Consider the following 20,414-nt stretch of genomic DNA (forward strand, 5'->3'; position numbering starts at 1 on the left):
CCGGCACACGCCTTTGAAGGCGCGCCATTATACACAGGCGACTCTTCCGGACCTGCCCGATGAACTCCATCTCCGCGATCCCACCCAGCGTCGGCGTCACGCCCGCCCTGCCCGTCCGGGCCGCGGCGGCGCAGGCGTCGGATGCCGGCGCGCAGATCCTGCAGGCCCTGCAGTCCCTCGACGACCTGATTCCGCCCGGCAGCACGGCCACTGCCGAGGTGCTCGCCACGCGGCCGGCCGGCCAGAATTTCCAGTTCCTGCTGCAATTGCAGCTCGCCCAGGGTGGCAGCGTCCTGCTCACCACCCAGAGCCCGACCAACAATTTGCCGGTGGGCAGCCAGCTGCTGGTGAGCACCCTGGGGTCCACCCAGCTGGCGGTGCTGCTGCAAAGCCTGGAGGGCGACGCGCCGCCGCCGCCCTTGCAGCAACTGGATCTGCGTCAGTTGCCGGTAGGCACCACGCTGCAACTACGGGTGCTGAGCAACCTGCTGCAACAGCAGCCGGGAACGGCGCCTACCTACGAGGTGATCGCCAAGGCGCTGAGCTCCAACCTCGAAGGCCGCCAGCTCAAGCTGGAATCAGCTCGTCCGGTGCCGGTGGGCAGCCTGCTGACCGTGGTGATCAAGGACAGCCAGGAGGTCACGGTGCTGCCCATGGCGCAGCGCCTCGACCAGCTCGACATCGATCGGCAACTGCAGGGCCAGGGACAGCGGCAGCTGTCGATGAACGCCCTGCTGCAATGGCTGGAGGACGTCCCCGAGGCAGACCTGCCGCCCTCGGTCGGCGCGGCCCTCAAGTCGCTGCTGGCCAACCTGGAACACACCGAGGCCCTCACCACGGCCCAGGGCTGGACCCGCGCCCTGGCCCGCAGCGGACTGCAACTGGAGCAGCAGTTGCTGGATCGCAGCGGTCCCGACCTCCAGGAAGATTTCAAGGCCAATCTCTTGCGCCTGGTGGATCGCCTGCTGGCCAGCGTACCGGGCGATGCGCTGCGCAATCCCCAGGTCGCGGTTCAGACCGCCCAGCAGAATCTGCCCGATGCCCTGCGTCGGGCCCTGGGCGACGCCGCCACCGCCAATCGCCAACCCACCGCCCTGGACTTTCCGCTGGGCGAGCGCGATGGCCGGGGCCTCAGCGCCGCCAATGCCGAACTCGACGAATTGCTGCAACTGGCCACGGGTGTCATCGCCCGGCTGCAGACCCATCAGTTGGCCAGCCTGGCCCAGACCCAGGTACTGCCGGATGGCTACTACCTGTCCACCTGGCAGACCGAGATCCCCTGGCGCGACGGCGAGCGCCTTGGCGCGGTGCAGGTCCGCTTCCAGGAAGAACGGCCTCCGCCGGATAGCCGCGGCGAGGCCCGCGACAGCCTGTGGAAGGTGGAGCTGGCCTTCGACCTAGCGCCGCTCGGCCCGCTGCAGGTCAGGGCCCAACTCGCCAGCGGCCGGCTATCGAGCGAATTCTGGGCGGAAAAAGGTGCCACCGCGACCCTGATCGATACCGAATTGCCCCACCTGCGCGACCGTCTGCTGGCCGCCGGCTTCGTGGTCGGCGACCTCAGCAGCCGCCAGGGCCGCCCCGCACGCAATCCGCGTACCTCCCTCGAACAACGCTGGATCGACGACACCGCATGAGCACGCCCTCCCCCCGCCAGGCCATCGCCCTGTCCTATGACGGCAGCAGCGCTCCGATCCTCTCCGCGAAGGGTGATGCCGAACTGGCCGAGCTCATCCTGGCCACGGCCCGCGAGCACGAGGTGCCCATCTACGAGAACGCCGACCTGGTGCGCATCCTGGCACGCCTGGAATTGGGCTCGGAAATTCCCGAGGCGCTCTATCGCACCCTGGCGGAAATCATCGCCTTCGCCTGGCACCTCAAGGGCAAGTGCCCAGCGCACCTGGCCGACCAACCGGACCTGTCGTACGGCTGGGAGCGGATGCCGTAGGTTGAGGTTGAGCGCAGCGAAGCCCAACAGCCGGGCTTGGACGACACGTCGAAACCCGTCCAGCTCTCGGCAGCGTTGGGCTTCGCTATGCTCAGCACCAACCTACGCCCGATTTCAGCGGCCCTGCAACGAATGCCCGACGACGCCCTTCTCTTCCACCTTGGCGGCGTCCCAGAACGCGTCCATCTCCTCCAGGCTGGCTTCCTGCGGCGTGCGTCCCTGGGCTTTCAGCGCCTCTTCTATATAGCGAAAGCGTCGTTCGAACTTGGCATTGGCCTGGCGCAGGGCGTCTTCGGCATCGACGTGCAGGTGGCGCGCCAGGTTGACCATCACGAACAGCAGATCGCCCACCTCCTCCGCCACCTGGGCGGCCTGGCCGTTGGCCATGGCGTCGCGCACCTCGTCCAGCTCCTCCTGGATCTTGGCCACCACCGGGGTCGCATCGGCCCAGTCGAAGCCCACGTTGGCGGCGCGCTTCTGCAGCTTGGCCGCGCGGCTCAGGGCCGGCAACGCAGCTGGCACGTCGTCCAGCAGCGACAGCTGCTCGGGCGCCATGGCCTTTTCCGCGCGCTCCTCGGCCTTGATCTCCTCCCAGCGCCGCTTGATGGTGGCCTCGTCGAGGCGCGGCAGGTCCAGGGGGCCGTGCAGGTCGCCATCGGGAAAGACATGAGGATGACGGCGCACCAGCTTGCGGGTAATGCCGTCCACCACCTGGGCAAAGTCGAAATGGCCGTCCTCGCGGCCCAGCTGGCTGTAGTAGACGACCTGGAACAGCAAGTCGCCCAGCTCGTCGCGCACCTGGGGGAAGTCCTGCTTGGCAATGGCATCGGCGACCTCATAGGCCTCTTCCAGGGTATGCGGCACGATGCTGGCGTAGTCCTGCCGCAGATCCCAGGGGCAGCCGTGCTGGGGATCGCGCAGCCGGGCCATGATGTGCAGCAGGTCGTCGAGCTGGTACATGGGTAAATCCTGTCACTGGAAAAAGAACGAGGCGCCAGAGGCGCCTCGTGGGGTCGTCACCACACCGCTCAGGCGGCGCGATTACGACGGGCTTCGATGATGTTGGGCAGCTGCGAGATGCGCCCCAGCAAGCGCCCCAGGGCGTCCAGGCCAGGGATCTCGATGGTCAGCAGCATGTTGGCGGTGTTCTCCTCGCGATTGGAGCGGGTGTTCACCGCCAGCACGTTGATCCGCTCGTTGAGCAGGATCTGCGAAACGTCACGCAAGAGGCCGGAGCGGTCGAAGGCCTTGATGAGGATGTCGACCGGATAGGTCTGCACCGGCACCGGTCCCCAGCTCACCTGAATGGTCCGCTCCGGTTCGCGACTGGCCAGCTGCAGGGCATTGGCGCAGTCCTGCCGGTGGATGGTCACGCCGCGCCCCAGGGTGATGTAGCCGACGATGGCATCACCCGGTACCGGCTGGCAGCACCCGGCGATCTGCGTGAGCAGGTTGCCGACGCCCTGGATCTGCACGTCACCGCGCTTGCCCGGCTTGTTGGTGGGCTTGCGTGGAAGCAGATCGAGGGTATCGACGCCCTTGTCCGGCTCCACCAGCTGCTGGGCCGCATGCATCACGTGGGCCAGGCGCAGATCCCCGGCACCCAGGGCCGCGAGCATGTCCTCGGCGCCCTTGTAGTTGACCTTTTCGGCGAGGGTGTTGAAGTCCACCGGCGGCAGTGCCAGGCGCGACAGCTCGCGCTCGACCATGGCCTTGCCGGCGGCGACGTTCTGATCCCGCGCCTGGAACTTGAACCAGTGGACGATCTTGGCCCGCGCCCGCGAGGTGTTGACGTAGCCGAGGTTGGGGTTGAGCCAGTCACGACTGGGCGAGCCCTGCTTGCCGGTGATGATCTCCACCTGCTCGCCGGTCTGCAGCTGGTAGTTCAGCGGCACGATGCGGCCATTGATCTTGGCGCCGCGGCAGTTGTGACCGATCTCGGTGTGTACCCGATAGGCGAAGTCCAGCGGGGTCGCGCCCTTGGGCAGATCGATGGCGTGGCCATCGGGCGTGAAGACATAGACCCGGTCCGGCTCGATGTCGACGCGCAGCTGATCGGCCAGACCGCCGATGTCGCCCAGCTCCTCGTGCCACTCCAGCACCTGGCGCAGCCAGGAGATCTTCTCTTCGTAGTGGTTGGAGGCCGATTTGACGTCGGTGCCCTTGTAGCGCCAATGCGCGCAAACCCCCAGCTCGGCCTCCTCGTGCATGGCGTGGGTGCGGATCTGCACCTCCAGCACCTTGCCTTCCGGGCCGATCACCGCCGTATGCAGGGAACGGTAGCCGTTCTCCTTGGGGTTGGCGATATAGTCGTCGAACTCGCGGGGAATGTGCCGCCAGAGGGTGTGCACGATGCCCAGCGCGGTATAGCAGTCACGCACCTCGGGCACCAGCACGCGCACCGCGCGCACGTCATAGATCTGGCTGAACTCCAGGCCCTTGCGCTGCATCTTCCGCCAGATGGAATAGATGTGCTTGGCCCGGCCACTGAGGTCGGACTTGATCCCGGTGGCAGTGAGTTCGTCGCGCAACTGCCGCATGACGTCGGCGATGTACTGTTCACGATCCAGCCGCCGCTCGTGCAGCAAGGTGGCGATCTGCTTGTACTGCTGCGGCTCCAGGTAGCGGAAGGATAGGTCCTCCAGCTCCCACTTGATATGGCCGATGCCCAGGCGATGGGCCAGCGGCGCATAGATGTCGGCGACCTCACGGGCCACCCGGTTGCGGCGTTCTTCGGTGGCGTTCTTGACCGCGCGGATGGCGCAGGTGCGTTCGGCCAGCTTGATCAGGGCGACGCGAACGTCGTCGACCATGGCCACCAGCATGCGCCGCAGGTTGTCGACCTGGGTCTGGCTACCCAGCACCATGGACTTGCGCGGATTGAGACTCTCGCTGATCGCCGCCATGCGCAGCACGCCTTCGATCAGCTTGGCCACCACCGGCCCGAAATGCTCGGCCGCGGACTCCAGAGTCGCCTTGCCCTCGCGCACCGCCCGATAGACGACGGCGGCGATCAGGCTGTCCTGATCCAGCTTGAGGTCGGCGAGGATCTCGGCCATCTCCAGGCCGGTACGGAAACTGGACGTGCCCTCCGCCCAGGTATGCTCGACCTGCCCGGAGTTCTCTTCCGCCGTGCGGGCGAAGCCGCAGGCATCCAGCAAGGCCTCGCGATCGAGATTTGGATCCACGCTCTGGATATGATCCAGCCAGGCGTGAAGGTTGATGCTGCCATCGACATTGACTGGCTGATGCGCTCTGACCTGTACCATCTACCCCTTCCTCACGGCGCAGCGTTCTCGCCGGATTGGCTCGCATCGGTTGGCGAGCCGTCGTTACCCGGGCATCCCGCCCGCTTCGAACAACACCATGGCTTCCACATGGGCGGTCTGCGGAAACATGTCGAGAATGCCCGCTCGTGTCATGCGATAGCCCTGTCGCACCAGCTCTCCCGCATCCCGTGCCAGGGTGGACGGATTGCAGGACACATAGACCAGCCGCCCTATGCCCAGGCCCCTGAGCTGCCGGACCACCTCCAGCGCACCGTCGCGCGGTGGATCGAGCAGGGCCAGCGAATGGGTACCCAGATCGGCGGGTAGCGGGTTCGACAGGTCCACCTGTAGAAAGTGCGCGTTGCCGATGCCGTTGTCACGTGCATTTTGTATTGCCCGGGATGTCATCGCCGCGACACCTTCGATGCCGGTGACCGCAGCCGCCTGTCGCGCCAGCGGCAAGGCGAAGTTGCCCAGGCCGGAGAACAGGTCGAGCACCCGGTCGTCAGCCGTTGGCGCCAGCCAGTCCAGGGCCTGGGCCACCATGGCCTCGTTGATGGGCGCATTGACCTGGACGAAATCCCCTGGCCGATAGGCAAGGGTCAACGCCCACGGCGCCAGCTGGTAACCCAGAACGGCATCGACCTGGTCCGGCTCGGGCTCACCCTTGCCCTGCCACCAGAGCTGTACCTGCGCAGCGGCGCAGAACTCGCGCAGACGAACCTGATCGCCCGGCAGCAGCGCCTGGGTATGGCGCACCAGCAGCGCCGTCGCCGTGCCCTGGAAAAGTTCCACATGGCCGATGGCCTGGGGCCGTTCCAGGCTCCCCAGCACGCCCGGCAGCGCCCGTAAGAGGACCTGCAGCTCGGGCACCAGCACCAGGCAGTCGTCGGGCGTGACGATGTCCTGACTGGCTTCGGCGCGAAACCCCACTTCCAGCCGATTCTGCCGCTCATCCCAGCGCACCGCGACCCGGGCGCGCCGGCGATAGCCGAATTCGGGACCGACCAGGGGCGGGGCCCAGACCAGCGGCTGGACACCCGCCAGGCGCTGGAACTGCTCTGCCAGCGCCTGCTGCTTGAGGGTCAGCTGATCGGCGTGGGGCAGGTGCTGCAAAGTGCAACCGCCGCAACGATCGGCCACGGTGCAGGGCGGGGTGCGCCGCAACGGGCTGGCGTCCAGCACCTTCAGGGTACGGGCCTCCACCACCTGGCTGCGGGCACCGAGCACCCGTGCCTCGACGCGCTCGCCCGGCAGGGCACCGGCGACGAACCAGGTCCGCCCGCCTTCGTGACCGATGCCACGGCCATCATTGGACAGACGATCGATGCCCAGCACCTGGCGCTTGCCGGTGGGTACCGCGACCGAACGCGCTCCGCCGGCCGGCTGGAAACGCAGGCCGCCACCGCCTCGCTTAGCGCGGGTCATAGACGCCGGTCGACAGGTAGCGATCGCCTCGGTCACAGATGATCGCGACGATCACCGCATTGTCCACTTCCCGGGCGATACGCAGGGCGCCCGCCACCGAACCGCCGGAAGACACGCCGCAGAAGATGCCTTCTTCCCGCGCCAGTCGGCGCATGGTGTCTTCGGCTTCCTGCTGGCCCATGTCGATGATGCGATCCACGCGGCTGGATTCGTAGATCTTGGGCAGATAGGCCTCCGGCCAGCGGCGGATGCCGGGAATGGCCGCACCCTCCTCCGGCTGCAGACCGACGATCTGCACCTTGGGATTCTGCTCTTTGAGGTAGCGCGAGGTGCCCATGATGGTCCCGGTGGTGCCCATGGAGCTGACGAAATGGGTGATGCTGCCATGGGTCTGGCGCCAGATCTCCGGACCGGTACCCAGGTAGTGGGCGACGGGGTTGTCGCCATTACCGAACTGGTCGAGCACCTTGCCGCGGCCTTCGGCCTGCATGCGGGTAGCCAGATCCCGCGCGCCTTCCATGCCGTCTTCCTTGCTGACCAGGATCAGCTCGGCGCCATAGGCGGTCATGGCCGCCTTGCGTTCGGCACTGGAGTTGTCGGGCATGATCAGGATCATGCGATAGCCCATGATGGCGGCGGCCATGGCCAGGGCGATCCCGGTGTTGCCAGAGGTCGCCTCGATGAGGGTATCCCCGGGCTGGATATCGCCGCGGGACTCGGCCTGCCGGATCATCGACAGCGCCGGGCGATCCTTGACCGAGCCGGCAGGGTTGTTGCCTTCCAGCTTGAGCAGCACGGTACTGCGGGTGTCGCCGGCCAGGCGCTGCAGGCGCACCAGCGGCGTGTTACCGATGCAATCGGCGATGGTGGGATAGTGCAGACTCATGAATCAGCTCGTTCCGCCAGGGGGTGAAAGCCTTCCATGATACCCCCAAACCCGCGTCGACCCTACCCACCCGACGCAGGGCTAGGGTCGCGGTGCAGCGGCACCGTCGCTGGCCAGCTCCAGGGCGGCCGGCAGGCTCAGCGACAGGATGGCTTCCGGCCCCAAGTTGGGCCTCAGCTGGGGCGTCACTTCCAGCCCGGGCAGCCCCGCCAGCCGTTCGGCCAGTCGCTTGGCGGCCTCGGGCGCGACCTTGCGGGTCATGTCCTCGGTGCCGGAAAACAGCGAGAGTTGCACGGGACGGGCACCACCCACCCCCTGGAACTCCTGGGCCCGCTTGAGGATGTAGCCCTGCTGCCAGCCATAGGCCACGTCGCTCGCGACATAACGCTGGAAGGCCTGGGGTTGCCTGAAGAGCGTATCGAGCACGAACAGGCCACCATAGCCATGCCCCCAGAGGGTCTGGCGATTGGGATCGAACGGCACGCTCTGGGTCAGCAACGGCTTGATGCGCTGTTCGATCAGATCGAGAAAGGCCCGCGAGCCGCCGGTTGGCCACTCCTTGCGTGCATCGTCACGATTGCGCCCACCATTGACCGCCGGGGTGTAGTCGTAGGTGCGCTCCTGCATGGCATCCGCCGCGTCGGCATAGCCAATGGCGACCAGAACCGGGGGACTCTTCAATTTATGCGGCGACAGCCAGACATCCTGGAGCTGCGCCAGAGCCGTCTCGCCGTCGAGCAGGAACAGCGCGGGATAGCCCATCATGGGTGCCGGTTGCTTGGGGATGCCGATATAGACCCGATAGCGCCGCTTGCCGTCCGCCGACTCGAGCAGGTGCGTCTCGAAGCTGTAGTACATCGACCCCCGCTCCACCAGGGTGGCCTGCTTCGTTTCCTGGGCCTGGGTCGGTGCCATCCAGCCGGCCCCCAGCAACAGGGCGCCCGCCAGCATCAGACTGCAACTCTTCTTCAAAGGATCTCCTCGAACATAACCGTACCGGAACGACCGGCAATCCCTACCAGACCGCCGATGGCGCCAATGGTTGTCCACCCCGGCCAGGGACCGTGGCAGCCTTCGCGCATTTTCGCGGATCAACGTCGCGAGGGGGTGCGACCCCTTTCGCAAAGACTCTCTTTACATTTGGTAAAGAGGTTAGACTCGCCAATTTCCTCGGGGGACGCGTAGTGCTGGACGAATTGGGACTCAAGGGACGCATTCTGCTGTTGAGCGTCCTCCCGACCTGCTGCATGGCGGCCCTGCTCGGGGTCTACTTCAGCTGGGTCCAGCTGTCGGACATGCGCAGCCAACTCATCGAGCACGGCCAGCTGGTCGCCCAGCAGATGGCGCCTCTCATCGCGCCGGCCATGCGCACCGGTGACAACGAGCAGCTCAATCGCATCGCCCAACGGGCCCTCGATCAGGCCGACGTCCGGGCGATCAGCTTCCTCGATGCCGATGGCAACGTCCTCGCCCATGCCGGCCCCTCCATGACCGTGGAGCTGACCGGGCGCGACTTCCAGACCATCAGCATGAGATCCGGCCTCGACATCACCCACTTCAATCTGCCGGTGCAGACCCACGATCTGCGCCTGACCCGCAGCGACGGCAGTCCGGCCTCGCCCCAGACCCTGGGCTGGATCCAGCTCGAACTCTCCCACCACGCCACCCTGCTGCGCGGTTATCGCAATCTGGTCGCCGGCCTGCTGCTGATCCTGCTGGGCCTGGCCTTCACCGCCTTCATCGCGGTGCGCATGGGCCGGCGGATCAATCGTCCGCTGCAGGTGATCGCCCAGGGCGTCAGCCAGCTGCAGGAAGGCCGCCTGGAAACGCGCTTGCCCACCCAGCTCGGCAGCCCCGAATTCGACGAACTGGCGACCGGTATCAATCGCATGGCCGAAGCCATGGAAAACGCCCAGTTCGAGATGCAGAACAACATCGATCAGGCCACCGAAGACGTACGCCAGAATCTGGAAACCATCGAAATCCAGAACATCGAACTGGACCTGGCACGCAAGGCCGCCCTGGAGGCCAGTCGCATCAAGTCGGAATTCCTGGCCAACATGAGCCATGAGATCCGCACCCCGCTCAACGGCATCATCGGCTTCACCAACCTGATGCAGAAAAGCGAGCTGACTCCCCGCCAGCAGGACTACCTGAGCACCATCCAGAACTCCGCGGAAAGCCTGCTGGGCATCATCAACGAGATCCTCGACTTCTCGAAGATCGAGGCCGGCAAGCTCGTGCTGGAAAACCTGCCGTTCAATCTGCGCGACATGATCCAGGACACCCTGACCATCCTCGCGCCCTCGGCCCACGAAAAGCACCTCGAACTGGTCTGCCTGGTGTATCGCGACACCCCGACCCACCTGGTCGGCGATCCGCAGCGCCTGCGCCAGGTGCTCACCAACCTGGTGAGCAACGCCATCAAGTTCACCCACTCCGGCACCATCGCCGTACGGGCCATGGTCGAGGAAGAAACCGACGACCATGCCCAGCTGCGCATCAGCGTGCAGGACACCGGGGTCGGGCTGACCGACGAAGACCGGCAGATGCTGTTCCAGGCCTTTTCCCAGGCCGACAACTCCCTGACCCGCCAGGCGGGCGGCACCGGGCTGGGCCTGGTCATCTCCAAGCGCCTGATCGAGCAGATGGGCGGCGAGATCGGCCTGGAAAGCATTCCCGGCGAAGGCTCGGAATTCTGGATCACCCTTACCCTACCCAAGGCCCATGGCAGCGTCGAAAACCACAAGCGCATCGCCCTGGCCGGCCGTCGCGTTGGCCTGGTGGAACCGCACCCCCTCACCCGCCAGGCGCTGCAGCACCAGCTCGAGGAGTGCGGCCTGAGCGTCGAAGTCTTCGAGACCCTTGAACAGCTGAGTGACGCCGTCGCCCATCCGGCGTCCGGCAAGCTGCCGGTCAGCCTGGCGGTGCTTGGCGTCAGCGCGCGTACCATTCCCCCGGATCTGCTCACCGAGCGCATCTGGGAGCTGGGTCGCCAGGACTGCAACACCCTGGTCTATTGCCCGACCACCGACCAGGCGGTGTTCCACGCCTCCCTGCCGGACGTCCACTGCCAGCTGCACGCCAAGCCGGCCTGCAGCCGCAAGCTGGAGCAGGCCGTGGCCGAACTGCTCAACCAGCGCCCACAGCGCAACGAAAGCGGCGGGATGGGCATCACCGACCGTCCGCCCCGCCTGCTCTGCGTGGATGACAATCCAGCCAACCTGCTGCTGGTAGAAACCCTGCTGACCGATCTTGGTGCCCAGGTCACCGCGGTGGACAGTGGCTATGCCGCGGTGGAGGCAGTCCAGCAGGAGCGCTTCGACCTGGTATTCATGGATGTGCAGATGCCTGGCATGGACGGTCGCCAGGCCACCGAGGCCATTCGCGACTGGGAAGCCAGCGAGGGCGGCACCCCGGTGCCTATCGTCGCGCTTACCGCCCACGCCATGGCCAACGAGAAACGCGCCCTGCTGCAGAGCGGCATGGACGACTACCTGACCAAGCCCATCAGCGATCGGCAACTGGCCCAGGTCATTCTCAAGTGGACGGGCTTGCGCCTGCTGCACAGCTCGGCACCCGAGGTCACCAGCCTCAACAGCGGCGGCCAGGACATTTCCACCCTACCGGTGATGGACGCGGACGAAGGCCTGCGCCTCGCCGCCAACAAGCCCGACCTGGCCAAGGACCTGCTGAGCATGCTGCTCGCCTCCCTGGCGGCGGATCGCCAGGCCATCCGCCAGGCCCGCGAGGACGGTGATCGCATTGCGCTCATCGAGCGCGTCCACCGCCTGCATGGCGCTACCCGCTATTGCGGCGTACCCCAGCTGCGGGCCGCCTGCCAGCACAGCGAAACCTTGCTCAAGCAGGGTGCTCCGACCTCCAGCCCGGCGCTGGAAGAGCTGGACGCCGCCATCGTCAATCTCTCCGCCCAGGCCAAGAGCCCGCTCTAGTGGGCGCTAGTCCTCGAACAGCCTGAGCTGCAGCGCGGCTTCGCGCAGATCCAGCAGGCGCACGCCGACGCCCAGCAGCCGGACCGGCCGATTGCCACGGCGATAGGCCTGCTCCAGCAGGCGCCGATAGCTGTCGAGATCCCGACCGGCGCCCTGCTGCTCCAGGGTGGTCTGGGTGAAGTCGTGGAACTTGACCTTGATGAAGGGCCGTTCCGGGCGATAGCGATCGGCCAGCCGCACCAACCGCTCTTCGAGCTTGGCCAGCAATTCCGGCAACTCCTTCACACAGGCAGCGGCGTCAGGCAGGTCCTGGTCATAGGTGCGCTCCACGCTGGCCGATTGCCGCTGACTGTCCACCTTGACCTGGCGCTCGTCGATACCATGGGCCAACGACCAGAGTCGCTCGCCGAAGCTGCCGAATTCTCGCAACAGATCGAAGCGCGACCAGGTCTGCAGATCGCTGCACAGGACGATGCCGCGCCGCTTGAGCTTGTCCGCGGTGACCTTGCCGACGCCGTGCAGCTTGGCCACCGGCAATGTGGCGACGAAATCATCCACCTCGTGCGGCGCGATGACGAACAGGCCGTTGGGCTTTTTCCAGTCGCTGGCGATCTTGGCAAGAAACTTGTTGGGTGCCACCCCCGCTGACACCGTGATGTTCAGTTCCTGCCACACCCGACGGCGGATGTCGCGCGCGATCAGGGTAGCGCTGCCGTTGAACAGGTCGCACTGGGTGACATCCAGGTAGGCCTCGTCGAGGGACAGCGGCTCGATCAGCTCGGTGTAGTCCTGGAAGATCCCATGGATCTGCCGCGACACTTCCTTATAGACATCGAAGCGCGGCTTGACGAAGACCAGGTCGGGACAGAGCTTCTGCGCCTGATGGGACGACATGGCAGAGCGCACACCGAAGGCGCGGGCCTCGTAATTGCAGGTAGCGACCACCCCACGCCGATCAGGGGTACCGCCTACCGCCAGGGGCTTGCCGCCCAGACGCGGATCGTCGCGCATCTCGATGGACGCATAGAAGCAGTCGCAATCGACATGAATGATCTTGCGCTGACGCTTGGGGGGAAGTTGGGCGGTGGAGTTGTCCGGAGCCATGGAGAGAGATGCCGGGCCGGGCACTGCGGCTGATTATCCGTACAGTAAGCCAAGCCCGCCCGCATTTGTCCATGGCGAACGACGAATCGACCGTTAACCGACGTCCTGCAACAGGCGCTGGCGATGAACGACCTCTTCGCGCAGCTCATCGACCACGGCCTTGAGGTCATGGGCGTGATGCAACTGATCATAATAGAGGTGACGCTCGGCGATTACCCCATCCGGCGTGGTGACCATCAGTCGCGCGAAATGGTCGCTGCGCTCGAAGAACTCGATACGCCCCAGACCCTGAAGATGATGAAGCAAGGTTTCCAGCAGGAGATTCATGGCGGCCCCTTGGACTTTCCTGGTCAAACGGCTCAGTCGCGCTGCCCATCGTCGAAAGGTGCACTCTCGTCGCCGGCGATGACGATCCGATCTTCTAATTGGCCGGATCGAACATGGCGAGACGGGGTATCCAGCAGCGCTTGCGCTGCGGTACGAAGCGTCTTCATGTCGTCGACGAGCAATTCGACTTTCTGCACGACTTGAAGTGCCATCTCGCCAGCGCCGTTGATACTGCTGCCGGTCAGGGCAAGGGAAAGATTGCACAGCTGGGCGACGAGCGTCGCTACATCCTGTTCCATCATGCGCATGATGCGCTGATCCAGACAACTCGAATCCTGGGAAGGGTGCATGGGGTTCTCCGCGAGACACCTCGAGGATAGCATATGGCCACCACCGGCCCTGGTGGTGATGCGGCGTTTTGCTATCACCGTCTCACTTGCTCGCGCGCTCTCATCGGATTCGTGGACCCTTTGCCACGCACACGGGTCGACTGATGACGTGCAACCAGGAGATCCCCCATGAAACGCCCCCTACTGCTTTCTTCCGCCCTGTTGATCACCCTGGCACTCAGCGGCTGCTTCGACCGTGATCAGTCGGATCAGCAAAATCGCTCCAGCGGTGAAAAGGCCTCGGTGCAGATGCAGAAAAGCGATACCGACAAGTGACCTTACCTTGCCTCCTTAAATAAGCCTTTGAAGAATATTAAATTTTTCCTTGACGTTTTTTTTCTTGGCCCTATACTGAGCCACATCGGACGCGGGATGGAGCAGTCTGGTAGCTCGTCGGGCTCATAACCCGAAGGTCGTTGGTTCAAATCCAGCTCCCGCAACCAAATTCGAAAAAACCACTCTTCTGAGTGGTTTTTTTTTGCGCTGAATTTGACCTGGGCCAGATCCCAGCGGTGCGAACTCTGGAGCTACAAGAGCTACAAAGGTTGGTATAGAGCTTTTTTATCTGTACAAGGCTTGGCAAACCGCGCGCGAGCAGTAATCTGACGCGCGTTTCCTGTCTAGAGGAGTTTGCATGACTGCACCTGATCCAGCCAAAGAGGTCTCCTCGAAGCCGGTATCCCCTGCGGATCATCCCGTTTCGCCCCCTCCCGCCCTACCCTGGCGCCTGCTGGAACGGCTGACCGCCTACCGGCAACCCATCGAGCTGGGTCTCACGCTGGTGTTGTTCGCCGTCGCACTGGTGGTGTGCTGGCACCTGCTGAGCAGCATCGATGGCGAAGCCCTGCACGATGCCCTGCATGACATCCCGCACTCGTCACTGATCGGCGCCCTCCTGGCGGCGGCAGCCGGCTTCACCATCCTGTTGGGCTACGAGTGGTCGGCCATGCACTTCGCCGACGTCAAGCTGCCGGCGCGGACCTGGACCCTGGGTGGTTTCACTGCCTTCGCCATCGGCAACGCGGTGGGTCTGTCCATGCTGTCCGGTGGTTCGGTGCGCTATCGCCTCTATGCGCGCAAGGGCCTCAGTGCCCTGGAAGTGGCGCAGATGACGGTATTTTCCAGCCTGGCGCTGGGAACCGCACTGCCACCGCTGGCCGCTATCGCCGCCTTGACCAATCTGCAGGCCTCCACCCAGGCCCTGCGGGTACCGGAGGCGGTGATCATCACCGTGGCCGGGCTGATCCTGGTCGGCTATGCGGTGGGTATCCTGGCATTGCGTCGTTGGCGCGCCCCCGAACAGCCCTCTGCCCATGCCCTGCACTTCCGCATCGGCAAGAGAGCGCTGCGTCTGCCGACCCTGCGCCTGTCCGCCCTGCAGCTGGCGATCACCATCCTCGACGTCGTCGCCGCGTCCATGGTGCTCTACCTGCTGCTGCCGACCGCGCCACCCTTCGGTGCCTTCCTGCTCGTTTATCTGCTGGCGCTGGCCGCCGGGGTACTCAGCCACGTCCCGGGTGGCGTTGGGGTCTTCGAAGCCGTACTGCTGGCAGCCTTCGCCAACGAACTGGGCGCTGCCCAGCTGGCTGCCGCCCTGGTGGTCTATCGGCTGTTCTATGTGCTGCTGCCCTTCGTGCTCGCCTGCCTGGTGCTGCTGTTCAGCGAAGGCCGCCGCCTGCTGTCGAACAGTCCGGCAGTTCGCGTGGCGTCCGGCCTGGCGGCGCCCATCCTGGCTATCCTGGTGTTCTTTTCCGGGGTAGTCCTGCTTTTTTCTGGGGTCACCCCTGAAATAGACACCCGTCTGGAAGGCATGGATTTCCTGCTGCCCCAGCGGTTGATCGACGCCTCCCACCTGGGCGCGAGCCTGATTGGCGTCGTCTGTCTATTGCTGGCGCAGGGATTGCGCCGGCGCCTGTCCGCGGCTTGGGCGGTGACCTTGGTTTTACTGTTGCTGGGCTCTCTGCTGTCCCTGTTGAAAGGTTTCGACTGGGAGGAAGCCTCCATCCTGGCGCTGACGGCTGCGCTGCTCGCCATCTTTCGCAAATCCTTCTATCGCCGTAGCCGGCTGATGGAGCAGCCGTTCTCGCCGCTGTACGTGACCGCCAGCATCTGCGTGGTCGCGGCCTCGGTCTGGCTGCTGCTGTTCGCCTATCAGGACGTTCCCTACGATACGCGCCTGTGGTGGCAATTCGCGCTGGACGCCGATGCCCCCCGCGGTCTGCGCGCGGCCCTGGGCAGTTCGGTACTGCTGCTGATCATTGCCCTGGGCTGGCTGCTGCGCGCCGCGCCGCCACCCATCGAAGCGCCCGATACGGCAGAGCTCGAACGGGCCTTCGGCATCGTGCGCAAATCCAGTCAGCCGGATGGCGGCCTGGTGATGACCGGGGACAAGGCCCTGCTCTTCCACGAGAGTGACGACGCCTTCCTGATGTACGGTCGCCGCGGGCGCAGCCTGATCGCCTTGTTCGACCCCATCGGTCGGGCACAACCCCGCGCCGAGCTGATCTGGAAATTCCGCGACCTGTGCGATCTGCACCATGCGCGACCGGTGTTCTATCAGGTACGCGCCGAGAACCTGCCGTTCTACATGGACATCGGCCTGACAGCCCTGAAGCTGGGTGAGGAGGCGCGGGTCGATCTGCACGCCTTCGATCTCGACAGCAAAGGCAAGAAGGACCTGCGCTATACCTGGAACCGAGGCCAGCGCGATGGCCTGTCCATCGAATTCCATGCACCCGGCGAAGCGCCCTTCGACGAACTCAAGGCCATCTCCGACGTCTGGCTGGAGAGCAAGCAGGTGCGGGAGAAAGGCTTCTCTCTGGGCCGTTTCGATCAGGCTTACCTCAAGCACTTCCGCATCGCCGTGGTGCGCTTCCAGGACCGAGCGGTGGCCTTTGCCAATCTGCTGGAAACCGAACGGCCTGACCTGGCCAGCATCGATCTGATGCGCGTCACCGCCGATGCGCCCAAGCAGACCATGGAATTCCTCATGCTCGGCCTGATCCTGCATTTCAAGGCCGCCGGTTTCGCCCGCTTCTCGCTGGGCATGGTGCCACTGGCAGGACTACACCCCCGTCGCGGCGCACCCATTACCCAGCGCCTGGGCGCCATGGTGTTCAGGCGCGGGGAACAGTTCTATAACTTCCAGGGACTGCGTCGCTTCAAGGACAAGTTCGATCCGGAATGGGAGCCGCGCTACATGGCCGTGCCTGCCGGCCTGGATCCCCTGGTAGCCTTCGCAGACACCGCCGCCCTAATCGCCGGGGGTTATACCGGCCTGGTCAAACGTTGAGAGTCCTATGCTGAAACGTGCACTCGTCGTACTGCTCGTCCTTCTGCTGATCGCCGCGGGCCTGGGCTGGTGGTGGTTTCATCGCTGGCCATCGGCTCCCCAGGTCAAGGTCCTGGCGCAGCCGGACGGCCGTCTGCTGACCATGGCCGCGCCCAAGGGCGAGCCGCATGCCCGCGTCGTGCTGGCGACCCCGCCCGATCTGCAGCTGGCGGATGCCGACCTGCTGAGCCTGGCAACCGACACCGGCGCCGAGATCGTTCAGTACGAAATCAAGGTGCTCAACAGCTGCCAGGCCCAGGGTGACGATTTCGCCACTGCGGCCAAGGAACTGAGCGGTGCTCCAACCTTCGTCGGCGGTATCGGCCCAGGCGCGGCCCGGGCATGGCGCTGGCTGGCCACCCAGGACAACGCCAAGGCTGCGGCCCTGAGCGTCGGCTTCAACGTGGAATCCCTGGATTGCCCGGATGCACTGCCGGCCAAGGCCGCGAACGGCCACTGGCATATCGCCTGGAACGATCATCCCACCGATGACTCCGCCATCTTCGTGCGCCAGCAGAGCAATGCCGATCTGACCATCGCCGACTATGGCACCGCCCTGCCGGTGGTACTGCGCGAGCAGCTCAAGACCCGGCTGCTGGGCGAGCACAACGATATCCCCACCATCGAGATGCCGGCCGATCCGGACGTCAAGCCCGGCCACCCCGACGTAGTGACCATCTTCTACTCCGGTGACGGCGGCTGGCGCGACATCGATCGTCTCTCGGCTCAGGCCATGAACGAAGCAGGTTATCCGGTGATCGGCGTGGATTCGCTGCGCTACTTCTGGCAGCACAAGAGCCCGGAACAGGTGGCCGCCGACCTGGCCAACCTGATGCAGGAGTACCGCGAGAAGTGGAACGCCAAGCACTTCGTGCTGGCAGGCTACTCCTTTGGTGCCGACATCCTGCCGGCGGTCTACAACCGTCTGCCCAAGGCGGATCAGGACCAGGTGTCCTCGCTGCTGCTGCTGGCCTTCAGCCGCAAGAGCAACTTCGAGATCGCCGTGGAAGGCTGGCTGGGCAAACCAGGCGACGAAGCCGACACCCTGCCGGAAACCAGCAAGATTCCCGCTGCCAAGCAATTCTGCGTCTATGGCGAGGAAGAGAAGGACGACAGTGGTTGCACGCAACCCGGTCAGCCGGGCGAGAAGCTGGGGCGCCCGGGCGGTCATCACTTCGACGAGAACTACGACAGGCTGGCTGACTTCATGGTCAAGGCTATCGAGGCCCGTACGCCGCAGTAGCCGCTACGTAGAGCGGGCGTGAAGCCCGCTCTACGTCTCCTGAGTTGGAGACAGGCAGGCCTGCAAGGTCCCGTGAAACCCGCTGAAGACGGTACCGGAGTCGCCCGAATTTAAGACGGGCAAGGGAGCATCCTTCCAGGCCATGTCCAACGCAGCCTGACCAGCGCCTAGCAGAGACTGGGCAGTCACTCGGGGCCCGGACGAACGGCTGGAACAACAGGGCGGTCTCCCGCGGTCTATCGCTCCATCAGCCCCGGAGACCTTCGCCATGACTACACCGCTTTCTGCCGACGCCGCCAGCAAGATCCTGGTCGACGCCTTCCAGCCTCTGGGTTGCGTGGTGTCCTCTGGCGCCGATGGCCATGACCTGGCATTGGGCGTAGTCGATGCGCAAGGTAAGACGCTCTACGCGGAAGAGCAGCTCGGCGAAGCCGACTACAGCGATCCGCTACGCCTGGCCGGCTACATAGGTACCGTGCGCAGCGAACTGGAAGGCCGCGGCCAGACCCTCGATAGCTGGCAGATGCCCTTCATCACCGATCCTGACGCCCTGCCCCCGCCGGTATTCAACTAGACAAAGAAAAGGCCCCTTCCGGGGCCTTTGTTCTTTCTGCGCTCGGTCAGATCTCGACCTGGGTGCCCAGCTCGATCACCCGATTCACCGGCAGCTTGAAGAATCTCAGGTTGCCGTTGGCGTTCTTCATCAGGAAGACGAAGAGATTTTCTCGCCAGGGCGCCATGCCCAGGCGCTTGGAGGCGATCACCGTTTCCCGGCTGAGGAAGTAGGTGGTGCGCATCGGGGTGAAATCCAGACCTGGATAGGGGCAATGGCTGAGCGCCAGGGGGATGTCCGGCTCGTCCATGAAGCCGTAGTGCAGTACCACCCGATAGAAGCCGTCACCAAAGTCCTCGACCTCCATGCGCTCGCCGCGCGATACCCGCGGCCGGTCCTCATAGCGCACCGTGAGCAGCACCACCTGCTCATGCAGCACCTGGTTGTGCAGCAGGTTGTGCAGCATGGCATGGGGGACCACATCGGTCCGCGCCGTGAGGAACACCGCGGTGCCCTTGGCGCGGAATGGCGGCTGGGCGCGGATGCTGCTGATAAAGATCGGCAGCGGCAGCGCCCCGTCGTCCAGGCGCTCCACCACCAGCTGCCGGCCACGCTTCCAGGTGGTCAGCAGGATGAAGATGATGATACCGGCGATCACCGGGAAGGAGCCGCCGGAGAAGATCTTCGGCGCGTTGGCGGAGAAGTAAAGGACATCCACCATCAGGAAGCCGATCAGCAGCGGCACCATGATCCAGCGAGGCCACTTCCACAGCAGCAGGATCACCGCCGACACCAGGCAGCTGGTGATCAGCATGGTACCGGTCACGGCGACGCCATAGGCTTCGGCCAGGTTGGCGGAAGACTGGAAGGTGAGGATCAGGAAGATCACACCCAGCATCAGCGCCCAATTCATCAGCGGGATGTAGATCTGCCCCTGCTCCTGGCTGGAGGTGTGCTGGATCTGCATGCGCGGGATGTAGCCCAGCTGGATGGCCTGGCGAGTCATGGAGAAGGCACCGGTGATCACGGCCTGGGAGGCGATGACGGTGGCCAGGGTCGCCAGGCCGATCATCGGCAACAGCAGCCATTCCGGCGCCAGCAGATAGAAGGGATTGCGCACGGCCGCGGGATCAGCGAGCAACAGCGCACCCTGACCGAAATAATTGAGCACCAGTCCCGGCAACACCAGCATCAGCCAGGCGCGGGCGATGGGCTTGCGGCCGAAGTGGCCCATGTCGGCATAGAGCGCTTCGGCGCCGGTAAGCGCCAGCACGGCGGCGCCCAGGACGATGAAGCCCTTCACCGGGTTGACGGCGAAGAACTCCACCGCCCAGTAGGGATTGAAGGCCTTGAGCACCTCTGGCTGCTGGACGATGCCATAGACACCCAGGGCGCCCAGGGTGGTGAACCAGAGCACCATCACCGGCCCGAAGAACTTGCCGATGGTGGCCGTGCCGCGCTTCTGAATGGCGAAGATGCCGACCAGGATCACCAGGGCGATGGGTACCACCCAGGCTTCCAGCCCATCGAAGGCCAGTTCCAGGCCTTCCACCGCCGACAGCACCGAGACCGCCGGGGTGATCATGCTGTCGCCATAGAAGAGCGCCGCACCGAACAGGCCCAGCAGCACCAGGGTGGTGGCCAGCCGGGGCGAGCCTTGCGCCGCGCGACGGGCCAGCGCGGTCAGGGCCATGATGCCGCCCTCGCCCTGGTTGTCGGCGCGCATGACGAAGGTGATGTACTTGAGGGTGACGACCCAGATGAGCGACCAGAAGATCAGCGACAGGATGCCGAGCACGCTGTCGTGATTCAGCGGCAGGCCGTAGTGCGGGGAAAAGACTTCCTTGAGCGTATAGAGAGGGCTGGTGCCGATGTCGCCGTAGACCACGCCGGTGGCGAGCACGATCATTCCCAAGGCCGAAGGGGCTTTACCACCGTGCTCGTGTTCCGGACGGCTCATGCGGGGCTCCTAGAGTCGAAAATCGG

The 20,414-nt window shown here is 64.9% G+C and carries 16 protein-coding genes and 1 tRNA gene; 8 read left to right on the top strand and 9 right to left on the bottom strand.

Features of this window, described 5'->3' with window-relative positions:
• The first annotated feature begins 59 nt into the window (after positions 1-59).
• Together fliK and PJ259_RS07285 are read left to right on the top strand one after the other, a co-directional pair.
• Complete coding sequence (gene fliK / locus PJ259_RS07280; protein WP_271655300.1) at positions 60-1,634, top strand: flagellar hook-length control protein FliK; 1,575 nt, start codon at positions 60-62, stop codon at positions 1,632-1,634.
• The gene (locus tag PJ259_RS07285) at positions 1,631-1,945 is read left to right on the top strand and encodes an EscU/YscU/HrcU family type III secretion system export apparatus switch protein (RefSeq protein WP_059315391.1); all 315 of its coding nucleotides are present in this window, start codon (positions 1,631-1,633) and stop codon (positions 1,943-1,945) included. Before fliK ends, PJ259_RS07285 begins: the two co-directional genes overlap by 4 nt.
• Before the next feature lie 114 nt (positions 1,946-2,059).
• Here PJ259_RS07285 and mazG read toward each other — a convergent pair whose 3' ends face one another.
• From mazG to PJ259_RS07310, 5 genes are all read right to left on the bottom strand, one after another.
• The gene (gene mazG / locus PJ259_RS07290; protein ID WP_271655301.1) at positions 2,060-2,905 is read right to left on the bottom strand and encodes a nucleoside triphosphate pyrophosphohydrolase; all 846 of its coding nucleotides are present in this window, start codon (positions 2,903-2,905) and stop codon (positions 2,060-2,062) included.
• A gap of 68 nt (positions 2,906-2,973) precedes the next feature.
• A complete protein-coding gene (relA, locus tag PJ259_RS07295; RefSeq protein WP_059315393.1) occupies positions 2,974-5,214 on the bottom strand; it encodes a GTP diphosphokinase in 2,241 nt (746 codons plus the stop codon).
• Positions 5,215-5,277: 63 nt separating this feature from the next.
• The gene (gene rlmD, locus PJ259_RS07300; protein WP_271655302.1) at positions 5,278-6,642 is read right to left on the bottom strand and encodes a 23S rRNA (uracil(1939)-C(5))-methyltransferase RlmD; all 1,365 of its coding nucleotides are present in this window, start codon (positions 6,640-6,642) and stop codon (positions 5,278-5,280) included.
• The gene (gene cysM, locus PJ259_RS07305; RefSeq protein WP_059315395.1) at positions 6,629-7,528 is read right to left on the bottom strand and encodes a cysteine synthase CysM; all 900 of its coding nucleotides are present in this window, start codon (positions 7,526-7,528) and stop codon (positions 6,629-6,631) included. The genes rlmD and cysM overlap by 14 nt, the downstream gene beginning before the upstream one ends.
• Before the next feature lie 81 nt (positions 7,529-7,609).
• A complete protein-coding gene (locus PJ259_RS07310) occupies positions 7,610-8,500 on the bottom strand; it encodes an alpha/beta hydrolase (protein WP_174523141.1) in 891 nt (296 codons plus the stop codon).
• A gap of 212 nt (positions 8,501-8,712) precedes the next feature.
• On the opposite strand from PJ259_RS07310, the gene PJ259_RS07315 reads away from it, so the two are divergent.
• Entirely contained in the window at positions 8,713-11,481 is a 2,769-nt protein-coding gene (locus PJ259_RS07315) for a response regulator (RefSeq protein WP_271655303.1), read from the top strand.
• 6 nt (positions 11,482-11,487) lie between these two features.
• On the opposite strand, the gene dinB is transcribed toward PJ259_RS07315, so the two are convergent.
• The 3 genes from dinB to PJ259_RS07330 all read right to left on the bottom strand — a co-directional run bounded on the left by dinB (position 11,488) and on the right by PJ259_RS07330 (position 13,262).
• Entirely contained in the window at positions 11,488-12,585 is a 1,098-nt protein-coding gene (dinB, locus tag PJ259_RS07320) for a DNA polymerase IV (protein WP_271655304.1), read from the bottom strand.
• 93 nt (positions 12,586-12,678) lie between these two features.
• A complete protein-coding gene (locus PJ259_RS07325) occupies positions 12,679-12,912 on the bottom strand; it encodes a hypothetical protein (protein WP_059315399.1) in 234 nt (77 codons plus the stop codon).
• 32 nt (positions 12,913-12,944) lie between these two features.
• Entirely contained in the window at positions 12,945-13,262 is a 318-nt protein-coding gene (locus PJ259_RS07330) for a hypothetical protein (protein WP_059315400.1), read from the bottom strand.
• A 168-nt stretch (positions 13,263-13,430) separates the two neighbouring features.
• On the opposite strand from PJ259_RS07330, the gene PJ259_RS07335 reads away from it, so the two are divergent.
• The 5 genes from PJ259_RS07335 to PJ259_RS07355 all read left to right on the top strand — a co-directional run bounded on the left by PJ259_RS07335 (position 13,431) and on the right by PJ259_RS07355 (position 18,449).
• The gene (locus tag PJ259_RS07335; RefSeq protein WP_167348565.1) at positions 13,431-13,577 is read left to right on the top strand and encodes a hypothetical protein; all 147 of its coding nucleotides are present in this window, start codon (positions 13,431-13,433) and stop codon (positions 13,575-13,577) included.
• A gap of 90 nt (positions 13,578-13,667) precedes the next feature.
• Positions 13,668-13,744, top strand: a tRNA-Met gene (locus PJ259_RS07340).
• Positions 13,745-13,935: 191 nt separating this feature from the next.
• A complete protein-coding gene (gene mprF, locus PJ259_RS07345; protein ID WP_059315401.1) occupies positions 13,936-16,593 on the top strand; it encodes a bifunctional lysylphosphatidylglycerol flippase/synthetase MprF in 2,658 nt (885 codons plus the stop codon).
• A gap of 7 nt (positions 16,594-16,600) precedes the next feature.
• The gene (locus tag PJ259_RS07350; RefSeq protein WP_059315402.1) at positions 16,601-17,875 is read left to right on the top strand and encodes a virulence factor family protein; all 1,275 of its coding nucleotides are present in this window, start codon (positions 16,601-16,603) and stop codon (positions 17,873-17,875) included.
• A gap of 268 nt (positions 17,876-18,143) precedes the next feature.
• A complete protein-coding gene (locus PJ259_RS07355) occupies positions 18,144-18,449 on the top strand; it encodes a hypothetical protein (RefSeq protein WP_059315403.1) in 306 nt (101 codons plus the stop codon).
• A gap of 46 nt (positions 18,450-18,495) precedes the next feature.
• Here PJ259_RS07355 and PJ259_RS07360 read toward each other — a convergent pair whose 3' ends face one another.
• The gene (locus PJ259_RS07360) at positions 18,496-20,337 is read right to left on the bottom strand and encodes a potassium transporter Kup (protein WP_271655846.1); all 1,842 of its coding nucleotides are present in this window, start codon (positions 20,335-20,337) and stop codon (positions 18,496-18,498) included.
• Positions 20,338-20,414: the final 77 nt, after the last annotated feature.

It is taken from the genome of Pseudomonas sp. JBR1 (assembly GCF_028198185.1).
Lineage (GTDB): Bacteria > Pseudomonadota > Gammaproteobacteria > Pseudomonadales > Pseudomonadaceae > Chryseomonas > Chryseomonas oryzihabitans_E.